General features: G+C 63.0%; 21 protein-coding genes. 10 read left to right on the top strand and 11 right to left on the bottom strand.

Translation table 11 applies throughout. From position 1 onward, the window contains the following. The first annotated feature begins 30 nt into the window (after window positions 1-30). Entirely contained in the window at window positions 31-495 is a 465-nt protein-coding gene (locus tag ASN89_RS17390; protein ID WP_046686032.1) for an EVE domain-containing protein, read from the top strand. Here ASN89_RS17390 and ASN89_RS17385 read toward each other — a convergent pair. The 3 genes from ASN89_RS17385 to ASN89_RS17375 form a co-directional block, all read right to left on the bottom strand. Next, complete coding sequence (locus tag ASN89_RS17385; RefSeq protein ID WP_058050153.1) at window positions 492-1,988, bottom strand: GGDEF domain-containing protein; 1,497 nt, start codon at window positions 1,986-1,988, stop codon at window positions 492-494. The genes ASN89_RS17390 and ASN89_RS17385 overlap by 4 nt on opposite strands. Window positions 1,989-2,145: 157 nt before the next feature. Then, window positions 2,146-2,976 carry a prolipoprotein diacylglyceryl transferase gene (gene lgt, locus ASN89_RS17380; protein WP_058050152.1) on the bottom strand — a complete coding sequence of 277 codons (831 nt, stop codon included), beginning with the start codon at window positions 2,974-2,976 and terminating at the stop codon, window positions 2,146-2,148. A gap of 79 nt (window positions 2,977-3,055) precedes the next feature. After that, on the bottom strand, window positions 3,056-3,967 hold the full coding sequence (locus ASN89_RS17375; protein WP_058050151.1) for a LysR family transcriptional regulator: 912 nt from the start codon (window positions 3,965-3,967) through the stop codon (window positions 3,056-3,058). Between the two features lie 170 nt (window positions 3,968-4,137). Here ASN89_RS17375 and ilvD point away from each other — a divergent pair, with 170 nt between their 5' ends. Beyond that, the gene (ilvD, locus tag ASN89_RS17370) at window positions 4,138-6,003 is read left to right on the top strand and encodes a dihydroxy-acid dehydratase (protein WP_046686029.1); all 1,866 of its coding nucleotides are present in this window, start codon (window positions 4,138-4,140) and stop codon (window positions 6,001-6,003) included. A 223-nt stretch (window positions 6,004-6,226) separates the two neighbouring features. Continuing rightward, window positions 6,227-6,538 (top strand): c-type cytochrome, encoded by a 312-nt coding sequence (locus ASN89_RS17365; protein ID WP_034747381.1) that lies wholly within the window; start codon window positions 6,227-6,229, stop codon window positions 6,536-6,538. A 21-nt stretch (window positions 6,539-6,559) separates the two neighbouring features. Here the strand turns inward: ASN89_RS17365 and ASN89_RS17360 are convergent, their stop codons facing one another. Further along, window positions 6,560-7,564 (bottom strand): NAD(P)H-binding protein, encoded by a 1,005-nt coding sequence (locus ASN89_RS17360; RefSeq protein WP_058050150.1) that lies wholly within the window; start codon window positions 7,562-7,564, stop codon window positions 6,560-6,562. A gap of 88 nt (window positions 7,565-7,652) precedes the next feature. Here ASN89_RS17360 and ASN89_RS17355 point away from each other — a divergent pair, with 88 nt between their 5' ends. Continuing rightward, the gene (locus tag ASN89_RS17355) at window positions 7,653-8,555 is read left to right on the top strand and encodes a LysR family transcriptional regulator (RefSeq protein WP_058050149.1); all 903 of its coding nucleotides are present in this window, start codon (window positions 7,653-7,655) and stop codon (window positions 8,553-8,555) included. Here ASN89_RS17355 and ASN89_RS17350 read toward each other — a convergent pair. From ASN89_RS17350 to folD, 5 genes are all read right to left on the bottom strand, one after another. Next, window positions 8,548-9,690, bottom strand: coding sequence for a branched-chain amino acid ABC transporter substrate-binding protein (locus ASN89_RS17350; protein WP_058050148.1), 1,143 nt, complete (start codon window positions 9,688-9,690; stop codon window positions 8,548-8,550). The two genes, ASN89_RS17355 and ASN89_RS17350, sit on opposite strands and share 8 nt — an antisense overlap. Window positions 9,691-10,041: 351 nt before the next feature. After that, window positions 10,042-10,416: a hypothetical protein gene (locus ASN89_RS17345; protein ID WP_058050147.1), complete on the bottom strand. Its 375-nt coding sequence runs from the start codon at window positions 10,414-10,416 to the stop codon at window positions 10,042-10,044. Next, window positions 10,413-10,850 (bottom strand): DNA polymerase III subunit chi, encoded by a 438-nt coding sequence (locus ASN89_RS17340; protein ID WP_058050169.1) that lies wholly within the window; start codon window positions 10,848-10,850, stop codon window positions 10,413-10,415. Before ASN89_RS17340 ends, ASN89_RS17345 begins: the two co-directional genes overlap by 4 nt. A gap of 5 nt (window positions 10,851-10,855) precedes the next feature. Beyond that, the gene (locus ASN89_RS17335; protein WP_058050146.1) at window positions 10,856-12,925 is read right to left on the bottom strand and encodes a M3 family metallopeptidase; all 2,070 of its coding nucleotides are present in this window, start codon (window positions 12,923-12,925) and stop codon (window positions 10,856-10,858) included. A gap of 50 nt (window positions 12,926-12,975) precedes the next feature. After that, the gene (gene folD / locus ASN89_RS17330; protein WP_058050145.1) at window positions 12,976-13,821 is read right to left on the bottom strand and encodes a bifunctional methylenetetrahydrofolate dehydrogenase/methenyltetrahydrofolate cyclohydrolase FolD; all 846 of its coding nucleotides are present in this window, start codon (window positions 13,819-13,821) and stop codon (window positions 12,976-12,978) included. Window positions 13,822-14,349: 528 nt separating this feature from the next. On the opposite strand from folD, the gene aceE reads away from it, so the two are divergent. The 3 genes from aceE to lpdA all read left to right on the top strand — a co-directional run bounded on the left by aceE (window position 14,350) and on the right by lpdA (window position 20,612). Then, window positions 14,350-17,046 (top strand): pyruvate dehydrogenase (acetyl-transferring), homodimeric type, encoded by a 2,697-nt coding sequence (aceE, locus tag ASN89_RS17325; protein ID WP_058050144.1) that lies wholly within the window; start codon window positions 14,350-14,352, stop codon window positions 17,044-17,046. 94 nt (window positions 17,047-17,140) lie between these two features. Continuing rightward, complete coding sequence (gene aceF, locus ASN89_RS17320; protein ID WP_058050143.1) at window positions 17,141-18,814, top strand: dihydrolipoyllysine-residue acetyltransferase; 1,674 nt, start codon at window positions 17,141-17,143, stop codon at window positions 18,812-18,814. A 10-nt stretch (window positions 18,815-18,824) separates the two neighbouring features. Further along, the gene (gene lpdA / locus ASN89_RS17315) at window positions 18,825-20,612 is read left to right on the top strand and encodes a dihydrolipoyl dehydrogenase (RefSeq protein ID WP_058050142.1); all 1,788 of its coding nucleotides are present in this window, start codon (window positions 18,825-18,827) and stop codon (window positions 20,610-20,612) included. Between the two features lie 162 nt (window positions 20,613-20,774). Here lpdA and ASN89_RS28710 read toward each other — a convergent pair whose 3' ends face one another. After that, window positions 20,775-21,218, bottom strand: a complete 444-nt coding sequence (locus ASN89_RS28710) for a hypothetical protein (protein ID WP_152988594.1) — start codon at window positions 21,216-21,218, stop codon at window positions 20,775-20,777. On the opposite strand from ASN89_RS28710, the gene ASN89_RS17310 reads away from it, so the two are divergent. Next, on the top strand, window positions 21,138-22,313 hold the full coding sequence (locus ASN89_RS17310) for a hypothetical protein (protein ID WP_058050141.1): 1,176 nt from the start codon (window positions 21,138-21,140) through the stop codon (window positions 22,311-22,313). The two genes, ASN89_RS28710 and ASN89_RS17310, sit on opposite strands and share 81 nt — an antisense overlap. 8 nt (window positions 22,314-22,321) lie before the next feature. Here the strand turns inward: ASN89_RS17310 and ASN89_RS17305 are convergent, their stop codons facing one another. Next, entirely contained in the window at window positions 22,322-23,041 is a 720-nt protein-coding gene (locus tag ASN89_RS17305) for a TetR/AcrR family transcriptional regulator (RefSeq protein ID WP_046686018.1), read from the bottom strand. Between the two features lie 144 nt (window positions 23,042-23,185). On the opposite strand from ASN89_RS17305, the gene ASN89_RS17300 reads away from it, so the two are divergent. Together ASN89_RS17300 and ASN89_RS17295 are read left to right on the top strand one after the other, a co-directional pair. Then, entirely contained in the window at window positions 23,186-24,379 is a 1,194-nt protein-coding gene (locus tag ASN89_RS17300) for an HlyD family secretion protein (RefSeq protein ID WP_058050140.1), read from the top strand. A 6-nt stretch (window positions 24,380-24,385) separates the two neighbouring features. Further along, a complete protein-coding gene (locus ASN89_RS17295) occupies window positions 24,386-25,984 on the top strand; it encodes a DHA2 family efflux MFS transporter permease subunit (RefSeq protein ID WP_058050139.1) in 1,599 nt (532 codons plus the stop codon). Window positions 25,985-25,992 lie beyond the last annotated feature (8 nt).

The raw sequence follows: 25,992 nt of genomic DNA, 5'->3' as shown, positions 1-25,992 counted from the left end.
TTACGCCTGCTGCTTTGACACGGAGTCTGCATGAAACAATACTGGCTGATGAAATCCGAACCCGATGAAGTGAGCATCGATGACCTGATGGCGGCGCCCAAGCACACCATGCCGTGGTTTGGCGTGCGCAACTATCAGGCGCGCAACTTCATGCGCGATGGCATGCAGCCGGGCGATGGCGTGCTGTTCTATCACTCGAGCTGCCCGCAGCCGGGCGTGGCGGGCGTGGCCGAAGTGGCCAGCGGCGCCTATCCCGATCACAGCCAGTTTGAAGAGGGCGGCAAATACTTCGACCCGAAGGCCACACAGGAACAGCCGCGCTGGATCAGCGTCGACGTGCGCGGCCTGAAGAAGACGGCGCTGCTGCCCCTGTCCGAAATGCGCCAGATGCCGGAACTGGAAGACATGCTGCTGCTCAAGAAGGGCAGCCGGCTGTCGATCACGCCCGTGACGCCGGCGCAATGGGAAGTGATTACCAATAAGCTGAAAGTTTAGCCCTCGACCCGGTTGCGGCCATTCTGCTTGGCCCGGTACAGGGCTTGGTCGGCGGCGGCCAGCAATTGTTCCGGCGTCTGTCCTGCGTCACTCAAGGCCAGGCCGATGCTGGCCGTCACGAGGCCGCCGCGCGACGGCGCGTGGACGATGGCGGCGGCGGTGATCGCTTCCTGCATCTTGTGCGCCACGGCCAGTGCGCCGTCGCCATCGGTGGCGGGCAGGATGGCGGCAAACTCCTCGCCGCCGAAGCGGGCCGCCAGGTCGCTGGCGCGTGGCAATGCGGAATGCAGGGCGGCCGCGATCCGCACCAGGCAGGCGTCGCCATACGGGTGGCCGAAAGTATCGTTGAGGCTTTTGAAGAAATCGATATCGATGATCAGCAGCGCCAGCCCTTGATGGTTGCGCGCGGCGCGCTGCCACTCCAGCTGCAAGGTCTGGTCGAAGCAGCGTCGGTTGGCGATGCCCGTCAAGCCATCCGTCAACGACAGCTTTTCCAGTTTGTCATGCGCCGCCCGCAAGGCCAGTTCGCTTTGCATGTAGCGGCTTTGCAAGGTGGCCGAGCGCAGCGCGTGCACCAGCAGCGCGACGAACAGCGACGCCGCCGCCAGGTAGAAATGCACGCGCATGACGGCAAAGCCCAGGCCCAGCAAGGCGGCCGTAAAGAAGATGGGACTGAAATTGTCGATCAGCAGGGTCAGCTTTTGCGGGGTCTGCTGCGCCTGTCTACTTTCCGCCCCGGACTGCGCCGCCGTGACGCGTGTGGCCAGCAGCACCAGCATCAGGAACGGCAGGCTGGGCAGCACTTCGCTCCATGCTTGCGTCACGCCATGCAAGGTCAGATAGTTGTACGCGGCCGCGCAGCCCGCGTAGCACCATAAAAACACCGTCAGCAGCAGGTAAAAGCGGCCTTGGCCGCCATCGCGGCGGTGCGCCAGCAGGCGCAGCGAGGCGCAACAGGCCAGGGCCAGGTTTTCCACGTTGTAGGTCAGCACCAGCAGGCTGGCGGGAATCGGCGCGATCGAGCGCTGGTCGAAGGGCGACACGGAAAAGATGGCCGTATAGGCCAGGTAGGCCGCCAGCAGCACCTGCACGGCATCGAGCCATTGCAGGGTGCGCGAGGGGTGCTCGTGCGTCACGGAAGACATGGCCAGCAGCAGGGGCGCGCCATACATGAAATAGGCGAAATCGGAAAAATACGTGGCGTCGGATGCCACCTGTCCGCTCAGATCCTGCCAAGCCGACAATATCATGCCCGTGCTCCAGAACAGCATGGCCACGGCGAACAGGGCCCAGCCTGTCCTGGCGGCGCCTGCCGCGCTGACATAGGCGCAGCGGCAACAGGCGGCCAGCGCCAGCAAGGGCGCGACAATGTTGAACGCATAGCTGACCCAGGGGGCGCGCGTGCCGGCCCAGGTCGTCAAGGCCAGCTGCGCCAGCACATAGCAGGCGCCCAGCGCAATTGAACATGTCAGTTTTTGCCTGGCAGGCGGCATGGCAAGACACTCCCCGATGGCGGTATGAAAACGATGATACCTAGATGTCAACAGCAAGTCCATTCCATACGGAAATTTTGCTGTTTTTAGGGAAATGTTGCCGGAGAGTAGGGAGGGTGGCGCACCTGTCTGGCGCGCCACCGGAAGAACTATGGTTTTACGTATTTACCGGACGCGCCTTGGTGGGCGGGGTGCCCATCACCTGGCTTTTATATGCCCACACCAGCAGGGCGATGGCGCCGACGATCATCGGCAGGGACAGCATCTGGCCCGACGTGATCGGCACGCCCAGCCACACGACTTCCCAGTCCGGCGTGCGGAAATATTCCGTGAAGAAGCGCGCGCAGCCGTACAGCAGGGTGAACATGGCGCCCACGGCCATGCGCGGGCGCTGCTTGCGCGCAAACAGCCACAGGATGATGAACACCAAAATGCCGTCGACCAGCATCTGGTAGATCGGCGACGGGTGCACGGGATAGGGAATGCCTGGCCACTGCATGGCCCACGGCAGGGTTTCCGGCGCGATGCGGCCCGGCAGTTCGGCATTGATGAAGTTGCCCAGGCGGCCGGCCGCGTAGCCGAGCGGCACCAGCGGCGCGATGAAGTCGAGCACGTCGAACAGGTTGCGCCCCGCCTTGCGGCTCCACAGGTACATGGCCAGGATGACGCCGAGGAAGCCGCCATGGAAGGACATGCCGCCATGCCAGACCATGAAGATCTCGAGTGGATTGTGCATGAAGTATTCGGGACGGTAGAACAGCACTTCACCCAGGCGCCCGCCGATCACCACGCCCAGCATGCCGTAGAACAGCATGTCATCGAGGTCTTCCTTCTTCCAGCCCAGTACGGCGATGTGCGGCTGCTTGATGCGCACTCTGCCCAGGATAATGAACAGGGCAAAGGCCAGCACATACATCAGGCCGTACCAGTGCACGGCGAGCGGGCCGATCTGGATGGCTATCGGGTCGGGCATCGGGTGTATCAGCATGGGGTTTCTTTCTTTGTTTAAAGCCAAGGTTGCGTAGTATGGGGGCGGCTGCGGTTTTTTGTCTTAGCGGCCACTTAATTTAATTGGCGGCCGCGCCGATCTGCTTGCGCAGCAGCGCCAAAAAACCTTGCAGTACGGCGGACGGATTGTCGCGGCGCCAGGCCAGGCCCGTTTCCACCAGCGGCGTGGCGTCCTGCAGCGGCCTGTATTCTACGCCCGGGCGCATCAGATTCGATACCGATTGTGGCACAAGCGCGATGCCCATGCCAGCCGAGACGAGGCTGACGATGGTCTGCATCTGGATCGCTTCCTGGCCGATCTGCGGCGTGATGCCGGCCGCGCGGAACACGCCAAGGATGGCGTCGTGCAGGGCGGGAGAAATGGCGCGCGGAAAAATGATCAAGGGCAGGGGCGGCACGTCGCGCAGGCGCACGGGTCCCGGCGTGTTCAATACGTCGAGACCGGACGGCGCAGCCAGCACCAGCGGTTCGGCCAGCACGGGCAGGTAGTCGAGTTCCCCTTTCGCTTTTTCGGGCAGGGGCGGGATCAGCAGGCCCGCATCCGTGCGCCCGGCCAGCAGTTCGTCGAGCTGCAGGTCGGAGGTGGCTTCCTGTAGCTGGATGTGCACTTGCGGATAGGCCGCCTGGTAAGCGCGCAGCAGGGGCGGCAGCACGCTGTAGTCGGCCGACGAGACAAACGCCAGGCTCAGCCGTCCCGCCTCGCCCTGCGCGGCCCGCCGCACCAGCGCGGGTAAATCCTGCGCCTGCGCCAGCAGCCGGCGCGCCTCGGGCAGCAGGGCCGTGCCGGCCGGCGTCAGCTGCACCTCGCGCCGGGTACGCACGAATAGCGGCGCGCCCAGCAGTTCTTCCAGCGCCATGATGGTTTGCGACAGGGGCGGCTGCGTCATGTGCAGGCGCGCGGCGGCGCGGCCGAAGTGCAATTCCTCGGCGACGGTGACAAAGTAGCGCAGCTGGCGCAGCTCCAGATTCATATATGTTTCCATGTGAATTGATTGCTGTGATATGTATAAAGACTCACAGACACGCGCATCATATATTTGACAGTGGGGCGCGCGCAAGGCAATCTGACGTACCCCCACTGCATGCAGGGTTTTACTGCAGACCAGCACAGTCAGGCACCAACACTTTTGGAAGGTCCATCATGCCGCAATACCGCTCCCGCACCACCACCCACGGCCGCAACATGGCTGGCGCCCGCGCCCTGTGGCGCGCCACCGGCATGAAGGACGGCGATTTCGACAAGCCGATCATCGCCGTCGTCAACTCGTTCACCCAGTTCGTGCCCGGCCACGTGCACCTGAAGGACCTGGGACAGATGGTGGCGCGCGAAATCGAGGCGGCCGGCGGCGTGGCCAAGGAATTCAACACCATCGCCGTCGATGACGGCATCGCCATGGGCCACGGCGGCATGCTGTATTCGCTGCCGTCGCGCGACCTGATCGCCGACTCCGTTGAATACATGGTCAATGCCCACTGCGCCGACGCCATGGTCTGCATCTCGAACTGCGACAAGATCACGCCGGGCATGCTGATGGCCGCCATGCGCATCAATATTCCCGTCGTCTTCATCTCGGGCGGCCCGATGGAAGCGGGCAAGGTCGTCAAGGTGGTCAACGGCACGCAGAAGATCATCAAGCTGGACCTGGTCGACGCCATGATCAAGGCCGGCGACAGCACCGTGTCCGACGCCGACGTGGCGGAAATCGAACGCTCGGCCTGTCCGACCTGCGGCTCCTGCTCCGGCATGTTTACAGCCAACTCGATGAACTGCCTGACCGAAGCGCTGGGCCTGGCCCTGCCCGGCAACGGCACGATTCTGGCCACGCACTCGGACCGCCAGCAGCTGTTCCTGCGCGCGGGCCGTTTGATCGTGGAGCTGGCCAAGCGCCACTACGAGCAGGACGACTACTCGGTGCTGCCACGCTCGATCGCCACCAAGGCGGCGTTTGAAAACGCGATGGCGCTCGACGTCTCCATGGGCGGCTCGACCAACACCGTGCTGCACTTGCTGGCCGCCGCGCACGAAGCGGAAGTGGAATTCACGATGGCCGACATCGACCGCATCTCGCGCAAGGTGCCGTGCCTGTGCAAGGTGGCGCCGATGACGGACAAATACCATATCGAAGACGTGCACCGCGCGGGCGGCATCGTGGGCATCCTGGGCGAACTGGCGCGCGCCGGCCTGCTCAACACCACTCTGCCGACCATCCACGCGCCGACCCTGGCCGACGCCATCGCGCAAAACGACATCAAGTGCACGGACGATCCGGCCGTGCATGAACTGTTCCGTGCCGCGCCGGGCGGCGTGCCGACGCAGACGGCGTTCTCGCAATCGGAGCGTTTCGCTAGCGTGGATACGGACCGTGCCACCGGCTGCATCCGCGACAAGGCCCACGCCTATTCGCAGGATGGTGGCCTGGCCGTCCTGTACGGCAACCTGGCCGAAAAGGGCTGCATCGTCAAGACGGCGGGCGTCGATGAAAGCATCTTGAAGTTCTCGGGCAAGGCGCGCGTGTTCGAAAGCCAGGACGCGGCCGTCGCTGCCATCCTGGAAGACACCGTGCATGAAGGCGACGTCGTCATCATCCGCTACGAAGGCCCGAAAGGCGGTCCCGGCATGCAGGAAATGCTGTACCCGACCTCGTACATCAAGTCGAAGGGCCTGGGCAAGGCGTGCGCGCTGTTCACGGACGGTCGCTTCTCGGGCGGTTCCTCGGGCCTGGTGATCGGCCACGCCTCGCCGGAAGCGGCCGAAGGCGGCGCCATCGGCCTGGTGGAAGAGGGCGACTTCATCGACATCGACATCCCCGAGCGCAGCATCAACCTGCGCGTGACGGATGCCGAACTGGCCGCGCGCCGCGCCGCCATGGAAGCGAAGGGCGACGCGGCCTGGCTGCCCATCAACCGCGACCGCTACGTGTCGCAGGCGCTGCAGGCCTATGCGGCGCTGACGACATCGGCCGACCGGGGCGCCGTGCGCGATCTGTCCCAACTGAAGAAGCGCTGATCTGTTGCGCAGGTAAGACAGGCGGCCCCGTTTGGCTATGCGGGGCCGCTTGTCGTTACATCGCCTTACAAACAACATGGTCATGGACGCGCAGATGGGGCAGAATATGAATGCCTAATCGCTACTACACTGCGTTACTACATTGAAACGCTTGATCTGGGCTCGTAGTGCATCTGCGGAAACACAGTAAAATGCCGCAGGAAGTAACTTTGGAGAAAAGACAATGAAACGTTTTATGTTGGTGAGTGTATTGACCGTGTCGGCTCTGGCATCGCAAGCAGCGTTGGCCAATCCGGACCTGGCGAAAGCAAAAAACTGCATGGCTTGCCACGCAGTGAGCACGAAACTGGTGGGCCCTGCGTTCAAGGACGTGGCTGCCAAGTACGCTGGCCAGAAAGACGCTGAAAACAAGCTCGTGGCGAAAGTCATGAAGGGCGGTTCCGGCACCTGGGGCGCGATCCCGATGCCAGCGAACCCGCAAGTGAGCGATGCTGAAGCCCACACCCTGGTCAAATGGGTACTGGCACAGAAATAATCTGTGCCGCAGTACCAGCAATTAGCGCGCCGGCAATCCCGGCGCGTTTTTTTTGCCCGCCACCTTTTGCAGATTGCCCATGCCTTCCAATGTCGCCCGCACCGCCTCGTCGAGCGGCGTATGCGGCTCTTGGCCCAGCACGGCCAGCAGCCGCGCATTCTCCATGCACAAAGGCGTTTGCCACAGATAGCGCATCTCGCGCATTTCGCGCAGGGTCGCCACGAACGGCGACGCCAGCGTCACCAGCCACCACGGGAAACGCCGGATGGCGGGCCTGTCTCCTGTCGCTTGTTCCACCACACGTGCAATCGCCCCCGTCATTTGCCGGCCGTCGTGGTCCCAGTGGCCGGCCATGTGAAACCGGGAGAACGGGGGCAAGGTGGCGCGCATGGCCAGCAATTGGACCATCGTGCGCGCCACGTCGGGCAGGTAGGACCACTGGTGGCCCACGCCGGGCGCGCCCGGATACAGCACGCTGCGCACGCCCTGGCCCGGTTTTACCAGACCCTGCGAAAACCAGTTATTGCCGGCGCGGGGGCCGAAGAAGTCGCCCGCGCGCACGATGATGACCCTGGCGCCCTGCGTGCTGGCCCGCTCCAGCCGCGCTTCCAGTTCCACGCGGATGGCGCCCTTGCGCGTGAGCGGGCATTGCGGCGCGTCTTCCGCCAGCACGGGGAAGGCGTCGGGGCCGAAGTTGTACACGGTGCCGGGCAGCACGATGGTGGCGTTTTCGGCAATCGCTGCTGAAATCGTGTTGTCGAGCATGGGCAGCACCAGCTGGCCCCAGTGGCGGTAGCCGGGCGGGTTGACGGCGTGCACGATGACGGCGCAGCCTTTGGCGGCCGCCAGCACGTCCGCGCGCGACAGGGCGTCGCCGCGCAGCCACTCGACGTTATCGCCGCGTGGCGATGGCGTTGCTCCCCGCGTCAAGGCGCGTACCTGCCAGCCTGCCGCCAATAGCTGGCGCACCATCTCGCCGCCGATGCCGCCCGTGGCGCCCAGTACCAATGCTGTTTTGTCCATCATGACCTCCGTGTGGTTGATTGAGCCAGTATCTGTCCTGCAAGGCTAATTGGGAATTGACTAGCATCGACCACAGGCTATACATTTATGTATGACTACCTCGATTGCCTGGGAATACTACCGCTCGCTGCTGGCCGTGCTCAAGCACGGCTCGCTTTCTGGCGCGGCACGCGCGCTCGCCATCACGCAACCGACCGTCGGCCGGCATATCGCCGCGCTCGAGCAGGCGCTGGGTGCGACCCTGTTCACGCGTTCCCAGCAGGGCTTGCTACCCACGGAAGTGGCGCTGGCGCTGCGGCCCCATGCGGAAACGATGGAACATACTGCCGCGCTGATGGAGCGCGCCGCCAGCAGCCAGGGGCAGGGCGTGGCCGGCGTCGTGCGCATCGCGGCCAGCGAAGTGGTGGGCGTGGAAGTGCTGCCGCCCATCCTGGCCCGCTTGCGCGCACGCCATCCGGACCTGGTCATCGAACTGGTATTGAGCAACAAGGTGCAGGATTTGCTGCGCCGGGAAGCGGATATCGCCGTGCGCATGCTTAGGCCCCGCCAGGAGCAACTGGTGGCGCGCAAGGTGGGCGATATCGAACTGGGCCTGCATGCGCATGCGGACTACCTGGCGCGGCATGGCACGCCGCTGGCATTGGAGGACCTGGCGCGCCATGCCGTCATCGGCTACGACGAGGCGAGCCCCTTCGTGCGCAATGCGGGCGCGGCCTTCCAGGGATTTACGCGGGAAAATTTTGCCTGGCGCAGCGACAGCGACCTGGCGCAGCTGGCCCTGATACGGGCTGGCGCCGGCATCGGCGTGTGCCAGGCGGGGCTGGCGGCGCGCGATCCAGCCCTGCGGCGCGTGTTGCCGCAAGCGTTTGCGCTACCGATGGAAACCTGGATCACCATGCATGAAGACTTGCGCGGCAGCCTGCGCTGCCGCGCCACCTTCGACGCGCTGGCCGAAGGCTTGCAGGCTTACGTGGCGACGCAGCCGCTTACTTGACCACTTCCATCTTGGTCTTCTTGCCATCCCGATAGGTGAAGAGCGTCAGAGCGCCATCCTTGATGTCGCCGTTGGCATCGAACGAGATCGGCCCCGTCACGCCCTGGTAGTGCACCTTGGCCAGGAAGGGCAGGTAGACGGACGGTTTCGACGATTTGGCGTCGGCCATGGCGGTGGCCATGGTCATCACGGCATCGTAGACGTACGGCGCGTACAGCTGCACTTCCATGTTGTACTTTTGCTTGTAGCGGGCGCGGAAATCGTCCATGCCTTTTTGCTGCGCGCCCGTCACGCCGCCCGCTTCCGCGCAGGTGACCATGTCTTCGCCCACGGCGTCGCCCGCCAGCTTGCCCAGCGGTTCCGTGCACAAGCCATCGCCGCCCATGAACTTGGCCTTGATGCCCAGCGCCTTCATCTGGCGCAGCATGGGGCCGCCCACGGAATCCATGCCGCCAAAGAAGATCAGGTCGGGATTTTTCGACTTGATGCTGGTCAGGATGGCATTGAAGTCCGTCGCGTTGGCATTGGTAAATTCCTTGCCGACGATTTGCACGCCGGGCGCCGCCTTCTTGGCGCCCTTGACGAACTGTTCCGCCACGCCCTGGCCGTAGGCCGTGCGGTCGTCGATGACGGCAATTTTCTTCGCCTGCAGCTTGCCCACGGCATACGAGCCTAGGGTGCCGCCCAGCTTGTTGTCGTTGGCGACGACGCGGAAGGCCGTGTTGAATTTCTGCTGGGTGTATGTCGGGTTGGTGGCGGCCGGCGAAATCTGCGGAATGCCGGCATTGAAGTAAATGCGCGAGGCGGGAATCGTCGTGCCCGAATTCAAGTGGCCGACGACGCCGTTGACCTTGGCGTCGACCAGCTTTTGCGCCACGGCCGTGCCCTGCTTGGGATCGGCTGCGTCATCTTCGGGCACCAGCACGAATTTCACGGCTTTGCCGTCGATCTTGAAGCCTTTGGCGTTCAAGTCCTCGATGGCCATCTTGGCCGCGTTCTCGTTATCCTTGCCCAGGTGGGAGCTGGCGCCAGAGACCGGGGCGACGTGGCCTATCTTGATGATTTCCTGTGCGCCCGCATGGCCGGCAAAAGCGAGGGCGAGGGCGAGAGGAAGGACTTTGGTCTTGAGCAGCATAAACATTCTCCAATGGATAAAGATACGGCGGCGTCTCGTGAAAACCGCTTCGAGGGGCGGTACGTGTGAAGAAAGGTACAACAAAAAACAGGCGGCGCAAAGCCGCATTTCGGGCTTTTTACATTTTGTCGCAACAATCACCAAAGTGAGGCGCGATGCACCAATTTCGCAGGCGCGAGCGCACCAAAGAATGGCGTTGGGAGGGAGAATAGGGTAGGTCGGGTTAGCGCACAGCGCGTAACCCGACATTGCGCAGCATGCTCAGGCTTGCGAAATGCCGGGATCAGACCCGTCGGGTCTGATCCCAGATTTTTGCCTGTGGGTGAAATGGTGCCGCCGACAGACGTGCAGTTACTGCACGGGAGGATGAAGATGGCCCAACTCATGGCTCACCGCATGCGCCACGATCTGCTCCAGCGACTGCTGCAAGTCTTCGCGCAGGGCCCCCCGCATGCCGATCAGGGCGTTTTGCAGGGCCGTCTGCAGGACGTGGGCGATGCGCTCTTCCAGCAGATGGTCGATCTTGCCCTGCACCTGGTGCAGGATGCGCTGCGTCAGCCGCTGTTCGATGGCATCCCAGTCGGGCTGCGCCACCGTAGGCGACAACGCCGGCGCTTCCTCGGCGGCAGGCGCCACCTCAGCGGGCGCGACGGCCTCGGGCACTTCCGGCCCCAGCAGCACCTCCGTCAGCAGGGGGATGCCCTGGTCGAATGGCTGCTGGCTCATTGTTTGTCCACTGAGTTGCCTGCCACGAAGTGGGTCGGCTGCACGTCTTGCTGGCGGTAGTGCAGGAAGCGCTGGCGGCCCGCCTGCGCATCTTGCTCATCCATGGAAACGATCTCGAAGACGCGCTGGAACTGCGCGTAAATGGCCGGCGGCAGCTGCGACAGGTTGACGAGGATGTCGTGATGGGGCAGCTCCGCCGTTTCGTCATCGGTCAGGATGATCGGCGTTTGCGCCGCCAGCGGGTCGCCCGCCAGCACGTGCGGCAGGAAATCCGTGGCGGAAATGGTCCACATGGCGCTGTTCAAGGCGTCGAGCTGGGCGCCATCCTGCACCAGCACGACGACCTTGTTGCCGGCCATATAGGCCTTGCGCGCCAGGCGGCAGGCGTAGGCCAGCTTGTCCGGCACGTTGCTGTGAAAATCGACGCGGCTCATGGCGATCAAGCAGCCATGCCGCTGTGGCGCAGCAGGGCGTCGATGCTTGGCTCGCGGCCGCGGAAGGCCGTGAACGATTCCAGCGCGGGGCGCGAGCCGCCGACGGACAGGATTTCTTCCAGGTAACGTTTGCCCGCTGCAGTAATGGCGGCCGGTCCCAGCGCCTTTGCTTCCTCGAAAGCCGCATAGGCGTCGGCGGACAGCACCTCGGCCCACTTGTAGCTGTAGTAACCAGCCGCGTAGCCGCCGGAAAAGATATGCCCGAAGGCATTCTGGAAGCGATTGAACGGAGGCGGGATGAGCAACGAAAACTTGGCGCGTACGCCGTCGATCAGCTGCTGCACGCTCTGGCCCGTGCTGGCGTCGTAGTCATAGTGCAGATGCATGTCGAGCAAGGAGAACTCCACCTGGCGCAGGGTTTGCAAGCCGGACTGGAAATTCTTGGCCGCCAGCATCTTGTCGTACAGCGCGCGCGGCAGCGGCTCGCCCGTGGCGGCATGCGCCGTCATGTGCTCGAGCACTTCCCATTCCCAGCAGAAGTTTTCCATGAATTGCGATGGCAGTTCCACGGCATCCCATTCGACGCCGGCGATGCCCGACACGCCCAGCTCGTCGACGACGGTGAGCATGTGGTGCAAGCCGTGGCCGAATTCGTGGAACAGGGTGATGACTTCATCGTGCGTGAACAGGGCAGGCTGAGCCTTGCCGTCGACCACGGCCGGCTCCGTGAAATTGCAGGTCAGGTAGGCGATCGGCGTTTGCACGTGCTGCGCGTCGGCGCGGCGGCCGCGCGCGTCATCCATCCAGGCGCCGCCGCTCTTGCCTGCGCGCGCATACAGGTCCAGGTAGAACTGGCCGACCAGCTTGCCGTCGCGCTCGATGCGGTAAAAACGCACGTCCGGGTGCCAGACGGGTGCCGTATCGGGCTTGATCTCGACGGCGAACAGGTTCTGGATCTGGCGGAACAGGCCGTCGATCACCTTGTGTTCAGGGAAATACTGTTTCACTTCCTGGGCCGAGAACGCGTAGCGGCGCTCCTGCAGCTTTTCCGAAGCGTAAGGCACGTCCCACGCCTGCAGCTCGGCGATGCCCAGTTCTTCGCGGGCGAATTGTTTCAGTTCTGCCAGGTCCTTCTCGGCGAACGGACGCGCGCGCTTGGCCAGGTCTTCCAGGAAAGCGATGACTTGGGCGGGCGAGGTGGCCATTTTGGGGACGAGCGACACTTCGGCGAAATTGGCGTAACCGAGCAGTTGTGCCTCTTCGTTGCGCAGCCGCAACAAGGTGACGATGTTTTGCGTGTTGTCCCAGTCCTCTTTCTTGCTGAACACGTCGCCCTGGTCCGACGCCTTGGTGGCGTTGGCGCGATAGATGGTTTCACGCAGCGCGCGATTGTCGGCAAATTGCAGGATGGGGTAATAAGACGGGAAGTGCAGCGAGAATTCGTAGCCTTGCTTGCCCGCTTTTTCGGCGGCGGCGCGCGCGGCGGCCTTCACGTCGTCCGGCAAGCCGGCCAGGTCAAGCTCGTTCTCGACCAGCAATTTATAGTCATTGGTGGCGTCGAGCACGTTTTCGGAAAAACGCGTCGAGACGGCCGCGTGTTCTTCCTGGATGGCGCCAAAGCGCTCTTTCTTGTCTTCGGGCAACTCGGCGCCGCCCAGGCGGAAGTCGCGCACGGCATTGTCGACGATGCGGCGGCGCGCCGGCGACAGGCTGGCGAAATCGGCGCGCGCCTGCAGCTGCTTGTACTTGCCGAACAGGATTTCGTTCTGGCCCAGCTCGGTCCAGAATTCCGTCACCTTGGGCAGGTTGGCATTGTAGGCGGCGCGCAGTTCAGGCGTATCGACCACGCTGTTCAAATGGTTGACGATGCTCCAGGCGCGGCCCAGGGTTTCGGCGATCTGGTCCTGGGGCGCGACGAAGTTTTCCCAGCTCACTTCTTCCATGGGCGCTTCCAGCTGCGCCACCGTGGCGCGCGCCTGTTCCAAAAGGGTATCGATGGCAGGCGTGACATGCTCGTGCGTGATCGCGTCGAAGCGTGGCAGGCCGGAAAAATCAAGCAGGGGGTTGGTATTCATCGTCGGTTCCATCCATATATAAAAGGGCGGTCATGCCGCCCCGGTGATTCTTAAATGCGCTCGGCAGCCTCTACCGTGTTCATGAGAAGCATCGTAATCGTCATCGGACCCACGCCACCCGGTACCGGGGTGATGTGTGAGGCGACCTCTTTCACACCGGCAAAATCCACGTCGCCGCACAGCTTGCCTTCATCGTCGCGGTTCATGCCCACGTCGATGACGATGGCGCCCGGCTTGACCATGTCGGCCGTCAGCGTGTTGCGGCAGCCGACGGCGGCCACGACCACGTCCGCCTGGCGCGTGTACAGGCCCAGGTCCGGGGTCGCACTATGGCAGATGGTGACGGTAGCATTCGCTTGCAAGAGCAGCAGGGCCATCGGCTTGCCGACCGTGTTGCTGCGGCCGATGACGACGGCATGCTTGCCGCGCAAGTCCACGCCCGTGCTTTCGATCAGTTTCATGCAGCCGTATGGTGTGCACGGGCGGAAGCCGGGCAAGCCCGTCATCAGTTCGCCTGCGCTCAGGACGGAATAGCCGTCCACGTCTTTCGTCGTGGCGATCGCTTCGATGACCTTGTGCGGGTTGATATGTTTTGGCAAGGGCATTTGCACGAGGATGCCGTGGATGGCCGGGTCGGTATTCAGGCTGGCGATGCGTGCCAGCAAGTCCGCTTCGGACAGGTCCGCTTCATATTTTTCCAGCACCGAGTGGAAACCCACGTCGCCGCACGCCTTGACCTTGTTGCGGACATACACCTGGCTGGCCGGGTCTTCGCCGACGAGGATCACGGCCAGGCCGGGCTGGGTGCCCTTGGCCGTGAGGGCGGCGGCGCGCGTGGCGATCTCGCTGCGCAGTTTTTGGGAGAGGGCGATTCCGTCGATCAGTTGTGCTGGCATGGTAGGAGGCTGTGTGGGAGGGAAAAGACAGATTATAAAGCCGGGCGGCGCAAAGGGGCGGTTTTGGCGCCAATGCCGTAACGTTAAAAAGCGGGCCGGAGACGCGGGCCTGAGAAAATGCCGATGGCGGCGTTGCAGCTCCTTGCCGTACTGGCGTACTGTCTGCGTCGCCGCGCCTTGCCCTCGACATTTTTCAGGCCTGCTTGGCCCGAAGCGCCTGGGCGGGCGACTGGGGCGTTAATGCGTTTTGCGGGTGTGCTGGTGGCGTAGGGAGCGCAAGGGCTTGGAGTTTTGGCGTCGTTTTTGGCACTTTGATCACGCTAATTTCCGGACAGAATTTGCGGCAGTGCAGCATAAATTTCATAGGGTGATTTCACAATACGAAATGCTATATCGTAATTTGAAAAATAGTAAATACGCTGTTAGAATCCCCACACTAAACCGACTTAATAGTAAATAATCAGCGAAATACCGTCCGACAGCGATCCGGAAAATCGGGGTGGGGCGTTCACAAAGGAGACTCAACAGATGTCAGCTCAACTGAACCAGGTAACGACACAGATCGGCACCGACCCGGATATGCAGGAAACCAAGGAGTGGCTGGACGCGCTCGAAGCCGTTCTGGAAAATGAAGGTCCGGAACGCGCGCATTACCTGATGGAGCGCATGGTTGACCTGGCCCGCCGCCGCGGCGCCCAGATCCCGTTCTCCAGCACCACCGCCTACGTTAATACCATCCCCACCAAACAAGAAGCACACTGTCCCGGCAACCTGGAATACGAAGAGCGCCTGCGCTCGTGGATGCGCTGGAACGCCATGGCCATGGTCGTCAAGGCCAACCGCGCCGACGGCGACCTGGGCGGCCACTTGTCCTCGTTCGCTTCGCTGGCGAACATGCTGGGCATCGGTTTCAACCATTTCTGGCACGCGCCAACGGCCGACCACGGCGGCGACCTGCTGTACATCCAGGGCCACTCGTCGCCCGGCGTCTACGCGCGCGCCTTCCTCGAAGGCCGCTTGACGGAAGAGCAAATGCTGAACTTCCGCAAGGAAGTCGACGGCAAGGGCCTGTCTTCGTACCCGCATCCTAAATTGATGCCTGACTTCTGGCAGTTCCCGACCGTGTCGATGGGCCTGGGCCCGCACATGGCGATCTACCAGGCGCGCTTCCTGAAATACCTGCACGCACGCGGCATCGCGAAAACCGACAACCGCAAGATCTGGGCCTTCTGCGGCGATGGCGAGATGGACGAGCCGGAATCGCTGGGCGCGATCGGCCTGGCCGCACGCGACATGCTCGACAACCTGGTCATCGTGGTCAACTGCAACCTGCAGCGCCTGGACGGCCCTGTGCGCGGCAACACCAAGATCATCCAGGAACTGGAAGGCGAATTCCGTGGCGCCGGCTGGAACGTCGTCAAGGTCATCTGGGGCCCGGGCTGGGACGCCCTGCTGGCACAAGATAAAGAAGGCATCCTGCAGCGCGTGATGATGGAAACCGTCGATGGCGAATACCAGAACTACAAGGCGAAAGACGGCGCCTACGTGCGCAAGCACTTCTTCGGCAAGCATCCGAAGCTGCTGGAAATGGTTGCCAACATGACGGACGACGACATCTGGCGCCTGACCCGCGGCGGCCACGATCCGCACAAGATCTACGCGGCATTCAAGATCGCCCAGGAACACAAGGGCCAGCCTACCGTCCTGCTGGTGAAAACCATCAAGGGCTACGGCATGGGCAAGTCCGGCGAAGCGCGCAACACGGCGCACCAGACGAAAAAACTGGACGATGAAGCCATCCGCGAAATGCGCGACCGCTTTTCGCTGCCTATCCCTGACGACAAGCTGGCCGACATCCCGTTCTTCAAGCCAGCCGACGACGCGCCGGAAATGGTCTACCTGCACGAGCGCCGCAAGGCCCTGGGCGGCTACCTGCCGCAGCGCCGCCAGAAAGCGGAAGAAACCCTGCCGGTGCCTGGCCTGGACGCGTTCAAGAACGTGCTGGAAGCAACCCCTGAAGGCCGTGAAATCTCGACCACGCAAGCGTTCGTGCGCGTCATTTCGACCCTGCTGAAAGACCCGAACCTGGGCCAGCGCGTCGTGCCTATCCTGGTCGATGAATCGCGTACCTTCGGCATGGAAGGCCTGTTCCGCCAGATCGGCATCTACAACCCGAAAGGCCAGTTGTACGAGCCGGTCGACAAAGACCAGGTCATGTACTACCGCGAAGACAAGGCTGGCCAGATCCTGCAAGAGGGCATCAACGAAGCGGGCGGCATGAGCTCGTGGATCGCCGCGGCGACGTCGTATTCGACCAACGACCGCATCATGATCCCGTTCTACACCTTCTACTCGATGTTCGGCTTCCAGCGCATCGGCGACCAGGTATGGGCTTCGGCCGACATGCGCGCCCGCGGCTTCCTGATGGGCGGCACGGCTGGCCGTACGACCCTGAACGGCGAAGGCTTGCAGCACGAAGATGGCCATAGCCATATCTTCGCCGCGACCATCCCGACCTGCATGCCGTACGATCCGACCTTCAGCCATGAAGTCGCCGTCATCATCCAGGACGGCCTGCGCCGCATGATCGCCAACCAGGAAGATGTGTTCTACTACATCACGATCATGAACGAAAACTACGCCCAGCCAGGCATCAAGCCAGGCCAGGAAGAAGGCATCCTGAAAGGCATGTACAAGCTGCAGGAAGGTCCGGCGGACGCCAAGCTGCGCGTACAGCTGATCGGCTGCGGCACCATCCTGCGCGAATCGATCTTCGCCGCCGAATTGCTGCAGAACGACTGGGGCGTGGCTGCGGACGTGTGGTCGGCGCCGTCGCTGACCCTGGTGGCCCGCGATGGCCAGGATGCGGAACGCTGGAACATGGTCAACCCGTCGAAGGAGCAGCGCGTGCCGTACGTGACGTCGCTGATGCAGGATACGGACGGCCCGATCGTCGCCACGACCGACTACATGCGCGCGTTTGCAGAACAGATCCGCGCCTTCATGCCGAAGGGCCGCACTTATAAAGTGCTCGGTACCGATGGCTTTGGCCGCTCGGACAGCCGCGCCAAGCTGCGCGAGTTCTTCGAAGTGAACCGTTATTATGTCACCGTGGCCGCGTTGAAATCGCTGGCTGACGAAGGCAAGATCGACGTGTCGGTGGTGGAGCAGGCGATTGCCAAGTACGGCATCGACGCGAACAAACCGAATCCGGTGACCCAGTAATCGTTGTGCGGACCCGATGATGCCAGGGCGGTGCGAAAGCGCCGCCCTGGCGTGTGTGCGGGTCCATCTGACAAATAAAATAACGGAGCAAGCTATGAGCATTGTGGAAGTCAAAGTCCCGGATATCGGCGATTTCAAGGAAGTCGAGATCATTGAACTGATGGTCAAGCCAGGCGATACGGTCAAGGTCGACCAGTCCCTGATCACGGTCGAATCGGACAAGGCCAGCATGGAAATTCCATCGAGCCACGCCGGTGTCGTCAAGGAATTGAAAGTCAACGTGGGCGACAAGATCGCCGAAGGTTCGCTGGTCCTGCTGCTGGAAGTGGCGGACGACGCCTCGGCGCCGGCGCCTGCCGCTGCCGCCCCGGCTGCAGCACCTGCCGCTGAAGCTGCACCTGCCGCCGCTCCTGCGGCCGCGCCAGCACCTGCCGTCCCTGCCGGCGCGCCGGCCCTGGTCGAAGTGACCGTACCCGATATCGGCGACTTCAAGGAAGTCGAAGTCATCGAACTGATGGTCAAGGTCGGCGACAGCATCAAGGTCGACCAGTCGCTGCTGACGGTCGAATCGGACAAGGCCAGCATGGAAATCCCATCGAGCCACGCCGGTATCGTCAAGGAATTGAAAGTCAAGGTTGGCGACAAGGTTGCCAAGGGTTCGCTGGTGCTGGTCGTGGAAACGACCGGTGGCGCTGCTCCTGCCGCGGCTGCCCCTGCCGCCGCGCCAGCGCAAGCCGCCGCAGCACCAGCCGCCGCCGTCGCTTCGGCACCGGCGCCTGCCGCAGCACCTGCTGCTGCCCCTGCCGCCGCTGCATCTCCTGCCGTCAACGGCAAGCTGGCGCACGCGTCGCCGTCGATCCGCAAGTTCGCGCGCGAACTGGGCGTGGACCTGACCCGCGTGGGCGGTTCCGGTCCGAAAGGCCGCATCACCCAGGAAGACGTGCAGAACTTCGTCAAGGGCGTGATGTCGGGCGCCGTCGCCGCGCCGAACGCGCCGGTCGCCAAAGCCGGTTCGGGCGTGGGCCTGGATCTGCTGCCATGGCCGTCGCTGGACTTCAGCAAGTTCGGCGCGACCGAATTGCTGCCGCTGTCGCGCATCAAGAAAATCTCGGGTCCGAATTTGCACCGCAACTGGGTCATGATCCCGCACGTCACGCAGTTCGACGAAGCGGACGTGACGGACCTGGAAGCGTTCCGCGTCGACACCAATGCGGCCAATGCGAAGAACAAGGATGCGGCCAAGCTGACCATGCTGGCTTTCGTCATCAAGGCATCCGTTGCCGCGCTGAAGAAATTCCCCGCGTTTAACGCCTCGCTCGACGCCAAGGGCGAGAACCTGATCCTCAAGCAGTACTACAACATCGGCTTCGCGGCCGACACGCCGAATGGCCTGGTGGTACCGGTGATCAAGGGCGCGGACCAGAAGTCGGTCTCGCAGATCGCCCGCGAAATGACGGAGCTGTCGCTGCAGGCGCGCGAAGGCAAGCTGAAACCGGCCGACATGCAGGGCGCCAGCTTCACGATCTCGTCCCTGGGCGGCATCGGCGGCACGCACTTCACGCCTATCGTCAATGCGCCGGAAGTCGCGATCCTGGGTCTGTCGAAAGCCTCGATCAAGCCGGTATGGGATGGCAAGGCCTTCCAGCCACGTTTGATGATGGGCACCTCGCTGTCCTACGACCACCGCGTGGTCGATGGCGCGATGGGCGCGCGATTCTCCGTGTACCTCGGCGAAGTCCTGGCCGACATGCGCAAAATTCTGCTGTAAGGAGCGATTGATGAGCACAGTAGAGGTAAAAGTACCGAATATCGGCGACTTCAAGGAAGTCGAAGTCATCGAACTGATGGTCAAGGTCGGCGACACCATCAAGGTGGACCAGTCGTTGATCACCGTCGAATCGGACAAGGCCAGCATGGAGATTCCATCGACCCACGCGGGCGTCGTCAAGGAATTGAAAGTCAAGGTCGGCGACAAGATCGCCGAAGGCAGCGCGCTGCTGGTGGTGGAAGCGCTTGACGGCGCCGCCGCTCCTGCAGCCGCACCAGCGGCCGCTCCCGCACCAGCAGCAGCTCCGGCTCCTGCGGCGGCGGCGCCAGCTGCGGCCGTTGCCGCCATCCCGGCCGGCAATTACAGCGGCCAGGTCGACATCGATGTCGACATGATGGTATTGGGCGGCGGTCCTGGCGGCTACTCGGCGGCGTTCCGCGCGGCCGACCTGGGCATGTCGACGGTCATCGTCGAGCGCTACGCGACCCTGGGCGGCGTGTGCCTGAACGTGGGCTGCATCCCGTCGAAAGCGCTGCTGCACGTCGCCTCCGTCATCGATGAAACGGCGCACATGTCCAACACGGGCGTGACGTTTGCCAAGCCGACCATCGACATCGACCAGGTACGCAAGTACAAGGAAGGCGTGATCTCGAACATGACGGGCGGTCTGGCCGGCATGGCCAAGGCGCGCAAGACGCAAGTGGTGACGGGCGTGGGCCAGTTCCTGTCCGCGAACCACATCGAAGTGACGGCAGGCGACGGCTCCAAAAAAGTCGTGCAGTTCAAGCAAGCCATCATCGCGGCCGGTTCGTCCGTGGTGAAACTGCCATTCGTGCCGGAAGACCCGCGCATCGTCGATTCGACGGGCGCGCTGGAATTGCGCCAGGTCCCGAAACGCATGCTGGTCATCGGCGGCGGCATCATCGGCCTGGAAATGGCGACCGTGTATTCCACGTTCGGCGCGCGCATCGACGTGGTCGAAATGATGGATGGCCTGATGCAGGGCGCGGACCGCGACGCCGTCAAGGTGTGGCAGAAGTTCAACGAGAAGCGCTTCGACAACATCATGACCAAGACCAAGACGGTAGCCGTCGAGGCTCTGCCGGAAGGCATCAAGGTCACGTTTGAAGCTGCCGAAGCAGGTGCCACGGCACCGGCGCCGCAAGTCTACGACCTGGTGCTGGTGGCCGTGGGCCGCAGCCCGAACGGCAAGAAGCTGGCCGCCGACAAGGCGGGCGTGCAAGTGACGGATCGCGGTTTCATCAACGTCGACAGTCAGATGCGCACCAACGTGCCGAACATCTTCGCCATCGGCGATTTGGTCGGCCAGCCGATGCTGGCGCACAAGGCCGTACATGAAGCCCACGTGGCAGCGGAAGCGGCTTCCGGCCAGAAGTCGCACTTCGACGTCAAGGTGATTCCATCGGTCGCCTACACGGATCCGGAAGTGGCATGGGCCGGCATCACGGAAGACGAAGCGAAAGCCAAGGGCATCAAGGTCGAGAAGGGCCACTTCCCTTGGGCAGCCTCGGGCCGCGCCGTGGCCAACGGCCGCGCCGAAGGCTTCACCAAGCTGCTGTTCGACGCTGAAACGCACCGCATCATCGGCGGCACCATCGTCGGCACGCATGCGGGCGACATGATTGGTGAAATCGCGCTGGCCATCGAAATGGGCTGCGACGGCACTGACATCGGCAAGACCATCCATCCGCACCCGACCCTGGGCGAATCGATCGGTATGGCCGCCGAAGTGTACGAAGGCGTGTGCACGGACTTGCCGCCGCCGCGCAAGCGCTGATGTTGTAGCGCTGTGTCGTAACACTAAAAACCCCGCAAGCGATTGCGGGGTTTTTTACTATCCAACCATCGCCGGCACGCACGCGGGCGACAGGTGAACGATGAAGCGGCGAGATCGCGCTGGTCATCGAAATGGGCTGCGACGGCACCGACATCGGCAAGATCATCCACCCGCATCCAACGCTGGGCGAATCGATCGGCAGTTTGGCAAAAGCGCGCCGAAGTGTACGAAGGCGTGTGCACGGACTTGCCGTCGCCGCGCAAGCACTGATAAAGAGTTAACTTTCAGTATGAAAAACCGGGATACGTTCTCGGTTTTTTTATTTCCCTTGACCTGCGGCATGGTAAAACGTGGTGCAGCGGTGTCTTGTGAAAATTGGTGAGTATTGCCGTGCGGAAAAAGTGGCAGAATGGAGGTCTGTAACCATGTTTTTCTTTTGCTTCGACGGAAGCGTGTGATTTTTCCAGGAATGTTGCCAGCGTGGGATACGGTCAAATTCCGCTGTACTGAGAGAGCTTTGCAACGATGAAAAAATTTACCGCCCTTCATATTTCCGATGTCCGCTTGCGCCGGGCCGATGAGCAAGAGCAAGCCGTGATGCTGCATGCCTTGTACCAGGACGTGGCCGCTATCCTGGCGGCGGGCAAGCGGATCGATGCGATTTTCTTCACGGGGCAGCTGGTGGCGCCCGACGCCTGTGCCGGCACGACGCCCGTATACGTCTACGAATACTTCCTGCGCCCCTTGCTGCAGGCGGCCAGCTTGCCCGGCGCGCGTTTCTACCTGGTGCCGGGCAGCCGCGCGCAGGGTGTCGCGGCTGCGGCGCTGGGCAATGCCGGCTTCAGCTTTTTCTCCGCCGACGAGCACGCCAGTGCCGAGCAGCGCGCGCACTACAAGAATATCCACGCCGTGTTCCATGGCCACCAGCATACGGGCGATGCCAGTTCACTGATGAAGTCGCTGGGTATCCTGTTCAAGAGCAATCCCGGCAGCCTGTACGGTGCGAATGGCCAGATGGCGGCGTTTTCCGTGCTCGAGTTCGGCACGGGCGAGGCCGCGGCCGATGGCGGCAGGGCGGGCACGCAGTGGACGGTGTCTCTGCGCGAGTTCGATGACGTGAGCAAGAACTTCGCCCTGTCGGTGCTGTACACGCCGAATGGCCAGGAAACGGGGCAGATGGATGCCGAGTATGTGTTTGCCACCCTGCTGCCGCAGCTGGCAGGTGAACGCGCTTATCTCGATGGCTTGCTGGGCAAGGCGGGCACGCGGCAGCGCGTGGATGCTGGCGAGGCTGCCGATGCGCGCGAATTCCTGATCGAGCTGGCGTTCGTGATGTTCGAAGCCAAGAGCGTCTTCCTCAACGAGGCGGAGCTGGAACGTTTTGCCAGCGACTATTGCGGCGTGAAGGGCTGGAGCATGGCGGCAGGGGATTGGCTGGCGCCGTTGTATGCGCATGGCTTGCTGCTGCGGGCCGATGGCCAGGTGGCGTTTTCCTTCGACTACTTCCGCACGTATTTCCTGGCGCAACGCTTTGAAACCTCGTTCGACCTGATGCGCTATGGCCCGGACCGCTACGATGCAAGTGAGTCTTCACTCAGTGTCGATGGCGCGTCGGCGGCCCAGCCCTTCCTGCGCGCACTGGGCTTGAGCGATGAACATGCCAAAGCGGCGCTGCCGGAAGACTGCAGCCGCCCCGGCTGACCTGCGCGTCAGTCCGCCAGCGGCTGGCGCAGGGTGCCGTGCAGGAACAGGTCGAGACTGACGGCCACCTTGGCGCGCAATTGCGCCACGTCCGGTTGCGCCGGCGGCGGAAACAGCAGGCGCGACATCTGGTCGCCCAGCAGGCAATTGAGCAGGTGCAGCGACAGCATGGCCGGCGCCAGTTCCGCGCGAAACAGGGGCGCGATATCGGGGCGGCTGAAAAACCTCGTCAGCATCTCGCGCGTCTGTCCCGGTCCCACCTTGTAAAACGTTTCCGCCAGTTCCGGGTGCGTGGCCGCCTCGGCCACCACCATGCGATTGAGGCGGATGGCCGCCGGCATGGTGACGAGCTGCACGAACAGCAGGCCGAACTCGCCCAGGATGGTGGGCAGGGGGCGCATATCCGTTTCCAGCGCCGGCATGGTCGAGAAATAGGCGGCGCGGCGCAGTTCCACCACGGCATTGAACAAGCCCGACTTGCCGCCAAACTTCACATAAATCGTGCGCACGGCCACATGGGCTTCGCGGGCGATCATTTCCAGGCTGACCTTTCCATACCCTTTTTCCAGAAACAGGCAGCCGGCCGTGTGCAGCAGGTTGTCCATGCGCGCTTCCATGTCGGCAGCGCGCGGGCGGCCGGCTGGCTTGCCGCAGCAGGAAAGCTCCTGGGCGTCGTCGTCGGATTCTTTATCGGTAGGCAAGGTATCGCTGAGGCCGGGATCGGACATGGTCTGGGTCTCTTTACAAGTTGGAAGGTAAGTGATGGCTCACACTGTAGTGCAAATTAAAATGAAATGCAATCGTTTCATTTCTTGACTTTGGCTTTTCTTTGCCCAATAATGAACCTATATCATTTCATTTCCGGAGCGAGTATGTTCAACCAGCCAGGCCAAGCAGAGCACAAAGTGCTGAGCGCCGTCCCACCCGCGGCCCCGGCCGCCCCTTCCGCGCCCGCCGCTTCCGCCAGCTCCGCACCCCCTAACAACCGTGTGAAAATCATCGCCGGCCTGATCGTCCTGGTCGCCTTGGGCGCCGGCGCGCGCATGTGGTACCGCAGCCACTATTTCGTGGAAACGGAAAATGCCTATGTGGCTGGCCATGTGCATCCCGTTTCGGCGCGCATTTCCGGCGTCGTCACGAAGGTCTTCATCGACGACAATCAAATGGTGAAAGAGGGCGACGTGATCGCCGAACTCGACCCGTTCGACCAGCGCGTGAAAACCGAGCAGATCGCCGCGCAGATCGCCAGCGCCGAGCAGCAAGTGCTGCAAGCGGACGCGCAGATCGCGCAAGTGCAGGCGCAAGCCAGTGGCGCCCAGGCGCAAGTGGCGCAAGCCGATGCGCAGCTGCTGCGCGCAAAACAGGATGCGGACCGTTATGGCCAGCTGTACACGAGCCAGATGAAAGCCGTGTCGAAAGCGGAACTCGACGCGGCCAATGCTGCCCGCTCGAGCGCCGTGGCCGACCTGGCCGCCCGCCGCGACAGCGCTTCGGCCGCCAAGGCGCAGATCGGTGCGGCGCAAGCTGCGCGCGACGTCGCCAAGGCGCAAGTGGCTGTATTGCGCGTGCAATTGAAGGACGCGGAACAGCAGCTGCAATACAACCGCATCCTGGCCCCTGTCGCCGGCCGCATCGGCAAGCGCAATGTGGAAACGGGCATGCGCGTGCAGCCTGGCCAGCAATTGACGGCCATCGTGCAAGACAACGTCTGGGTCACCGCCAACTTCAAGGAAACCCAATTGGCCGACCTGCACCGCGGCCAGAGCGTGCACGTGACCATCGACGCCATGCCGGGCAAGAAACTGGTGGGCACCGTGGACAGCTTCGCGCCAGCTTCGGGCGCGCAATTCGCCCTGCTGCCAGCCGATAACGCGACCGGCAACTTCACCAAGATCGTCCAGCGCGTGCCGGTGAAAATCGTCTTCCAGCCGGAAGACATCAAGGCCATGAATGGCCGCCTGGTGCCGGGCATGTCGGTGATCGCCGAAGTGGAAGTGAATCAGCCCGAGTCGGACAAGGCACCGCGCCACGCCGCCGCCCCCGCCGCCCAGTCCACCACGCGCTAAGCTTCCATGAGCAGCCCCTCCACCACGCTGGCGAAGCCGCCAGCGTTTCCCGTGATCGACGAGAAAGTCTCCGGGCGCACCTGGCTGGCGGTCGCCGCCGGCATGCTGGGCGCCTTCATGGCGGTGCTCGACATCCAGATCACCAACTCCTCGCTCAAGGATATCCTTGGTTCGCTGTCGGCCACCCAGGAAGAGGGCTCGTGGATTTCCACGGCCTACCTGGTGGCGGAAATTATCGTCATTCCCCTCACCGCGCTGCTGGCGCGCGTGTTCGGTCTGCGCACCTACATGATCGGCACCACCGCTTTCTTCCTGCTGTTCTCCACCCTGTGCGGCACGGCCTGGAACCTGGAAAGCATGATCGTCTTCCGCATGCTGCAGGGGTTCACGGGCGGCGCCCTGATCCCGATGGCGTTCACCCTGGTGATGCTCAAGCTGCCGCCGTCGAAGCGCGCCGTCGGCATGGCGATTTTCGGCCTGACGGCCACCCTGGCGCCAGCCATGGGCCCGACCCTGGGCGGGTATCTGAGCGAGCTGTATGGCTGGCCCTCGATCTTCTACATCAACTGGGTGCCGGGCGTGCTGCTGATCGCCGGCATGATCTATGGCCTGGACAAGGAGCCGATGAAGCTCGAGATGTTCTGGAAAGCCGACTGGCTGGGCATCTTCTTCATGGCCCTGGGCCTCGGCTGCCTGACCATCTTCCTGGAAGAGGGCAACTCGAAGGACTGGTTCGACTCCGGTTTCATCATCGCCTTCGCCTCGCTGGCCCTGGTGGGCATCCTGGGCTGGGTCGTCACCAGCGCCACGCGTGCCGAACCGTTCGTCAACCTGGGCCTGTACGGCCAGCGCAATTTTCTCGTCGCCACCGTGCTGTCGGCCGTGACGGGCATGGGCCTGTATGGTTCGGCCTTTTTGCTGCCCCTGTTCCTGGGCCAGATCGCCGGCTACTCGCCGATGCAGATCGGTGAAGTCATCATGTGGGTAGGCTTGCCGCAGCTGTTCATCATGCCGTTTGTCGCCAAGCTGTCGTCGGTGGTGGACAACCGCATCCTGTGCTCGTTCGGCCTCTTGCTGTTTGGCGGCTCGTGCATGATGAATGCCTACATGGACGCGTCCACCGGCTACGACCAGCTGCTGTGGTCGCAGGTGGTGCGCGCGCTGGGCCAGCCCTTCGTCATGCTGACCCTGTCGAACTTCGCCATGAAGGGCATCGCGCCGAAGGATATGCCGTCCGCATCGAGCCTGTTCAACATGACGCGCAACCTGGGCGGCTCGATCGGCATCGCCCTGCTGGCCACGGCCCTGAGCACCCGCGAGCACTTCCACTCGCAGCGCCTGGGTGAAGCGATCAATGCGTATTCCAGCGCCACGCAGCTGCGCATCGACCAGCTGACGTCCTCGTTCATGGCCAAGGGCTATGACGCCGTCACGGCCGGCAACCAGGCCTTGCAGGCGATCGACGGCATCGTGCGCCGCGAAGCGTATGTGATGGCTTACAACGATGGCTTCTTCCTGATCGGCGCCATCCTGCTGGCCTGCATCGTGCCCCTGTGGCTGGCCGACAAACTCAAAGCTCCCGGTGGCGGTGGCGGCGGTCATTGACCGCGCGC

This window comes from Janthinobacterium sp. Ant5-2-1 (genome assembly GCF_001445815.1).
Lineage (GTDB): Bacteria > Pseudomonadota > Gammaproteobacteria > Burkholderiales > Burkholderiaceae_D > Janthinobacterium > Janthinobacterium lividum_E.
Note: the sequence above shows the minus strand (reverse complement) of the source record. Positions and strands in the feature narration are given on the sequence as shown.

What these genes read in the sequence shown, in the direction of transcription:
- ASN89_RS17350 (WP_058050148.1), bottom strand. Translation starts at nt 9,690, where the DNA reads ATGCTGCTCAAGACCAAAGTCCTTCCTCTCGCCCTCGCCCTCGCTTTT.
- ASN89_RS17390 (WP_046686032.1), top strand. Translation starts at nt 31, where the DNA reads ATGAAACAATACTGGCTGATGAAATCCGAACCCGATGAAGTGAGCATC.
- ilvD (WP_046686029.1), top strand. Translation starts at nt 4,138, where the DNA reads ATGCCGCAATACCGCTCCCGCACCACCACCCACGGCCGCAACATGGCT.
- ASN89_RS17295 (WP_058050139.1), top strand. Translation starts at nt 24,386, where the DNA reads ATGAGCAGCCCCTCCACCACGCTGGCGAAGCCGCCAGCGTTTCCCGTG.
- ASN89_RS17375 (WP_058050151.1), bottom strand. Translation starts at nt 3,967, where the DNA reads ATGAATCTGGAGCTGCGCCAGCTGCGCTACTTTGTCACCGTCGCCGAG.
- ASN89_RS17300 (WP_058050140.1), top strand. Translation starts at nt 23,186, where the DNA reads ATGTTCAACCAGCCAGGCCAAGCAGAGCACAAAGTGCTGAGCGCCGTC.
- aceF (WP_058050143.1), top strand. Translation starts at nt 17,141, where the DNA reads ATGAGCATTGTGGAAGTCAAAGTCCCGGATATCGGCGATTTCAAGGAA.
- aceE (WP_058050144.1), top strand. Translation starts at nt 14,350, where the DNA reads ATGTCAGCTCAACTGAACCAGGTAACGACACAGATCGGCACCGACCCG.
- ASN89_RS28710 (WP_152988594.1), bottom strand. Translation starts at nt 21,218, where the DNA reads ATGCAGCATCACGGCTTGCTCTTGCTCATCGGCCCGGCGCAAGCGGAC.
- lpdA (WP_058050142.1), top strand. Translation starts at nt 18,825, where the DNA reads ATGAGCACAGTAGAGGTAAAAGTACCGAATATCGGCGACTTCAAGGAA.
- ASN89_RS17305 (WP_046686018.1), bottom strand. Translation starts at nt 23,041, where the DNA reads ATGTCCGATCCCGGCCTCAGCGATACCTTGCCTACCGATAAAGAATCC.
- ASN89_RS17355 (WP_058050149.1), top strand. Translation starts at nt 7,653, where the DNA reads ATGACTACCTCGATTGCCTGGGAATACTACCGCTCGCTGCTGGCCGTG.
- folD (WP_058050145.1), bottom strand. Translation starts at nt 13,821, where the DNA reads ATGCCAGCACAACTGATCGACGGAATCGCCCTCTCCCAAAAACTGCGC.
- ASN89_RS17365 (WP_034747381.1), top strand. Translation starts at nt 6,227, where the DNA reads ATGAAACGTTTTATGTTGGTGAGTGTATTGACCGTGTCGGCTCTGGCA.
- ASN89_RS17360 (WP_058050150.1), bottom strand. Translation starts at nt 7,564, where the DNA reads ATGATGGACAAAACAGCATTGGTACTGGGCGCCACGGGCGGCATCGGC.
- lgt (WP_058050152.1), bottom strand. Translation starts at nt 2,976, where the DNA reads ATGCTGATACACCCGATGCCCGACCCGATAGCCATCCAGATCGGCCCG.
- ASN89_RS17335 (WP_058050146.1), bottom strand. Translation starts at nt 12,925, where the DNA reads ATGAATACCAACCCCCTGCTTGATTTTTCCGGCCTGCCACGCTTCGAC.
- ASN89_RS17310 (WP_058050141.1), top strand. Translation starts at nt 21,138, where the DNA reads ATGAAAAAATTTACCGCCCTTCATATTTCCGATGTCCGCTTGCGCCGG.
- ASN89_RS17345 (WP_058050147.1), bottom strand. Translation starts at nt 10,416, where the DNA reads ATGAGCCAGCAGCCATTCGACCAGGGCATCCCCCTGCTGACGGAGGTG.
- ASN89_RS17340 (WP_058050169.1), bottom strand. Translation starts at nt 10,850, where the DNA reads ATGAGCCGCGTCGATTTTCACAGCAACGTGCCGGACAAGCTGGCCTAC.
- ASN89_RS17385 (WP_058050153.1), bottom strand. Translation starts at nt 1,988, where the DNA reads ATGCCGCCTGCCAGGCAAAAACTGACATGTTCAATTGCGCTGGGCGCC.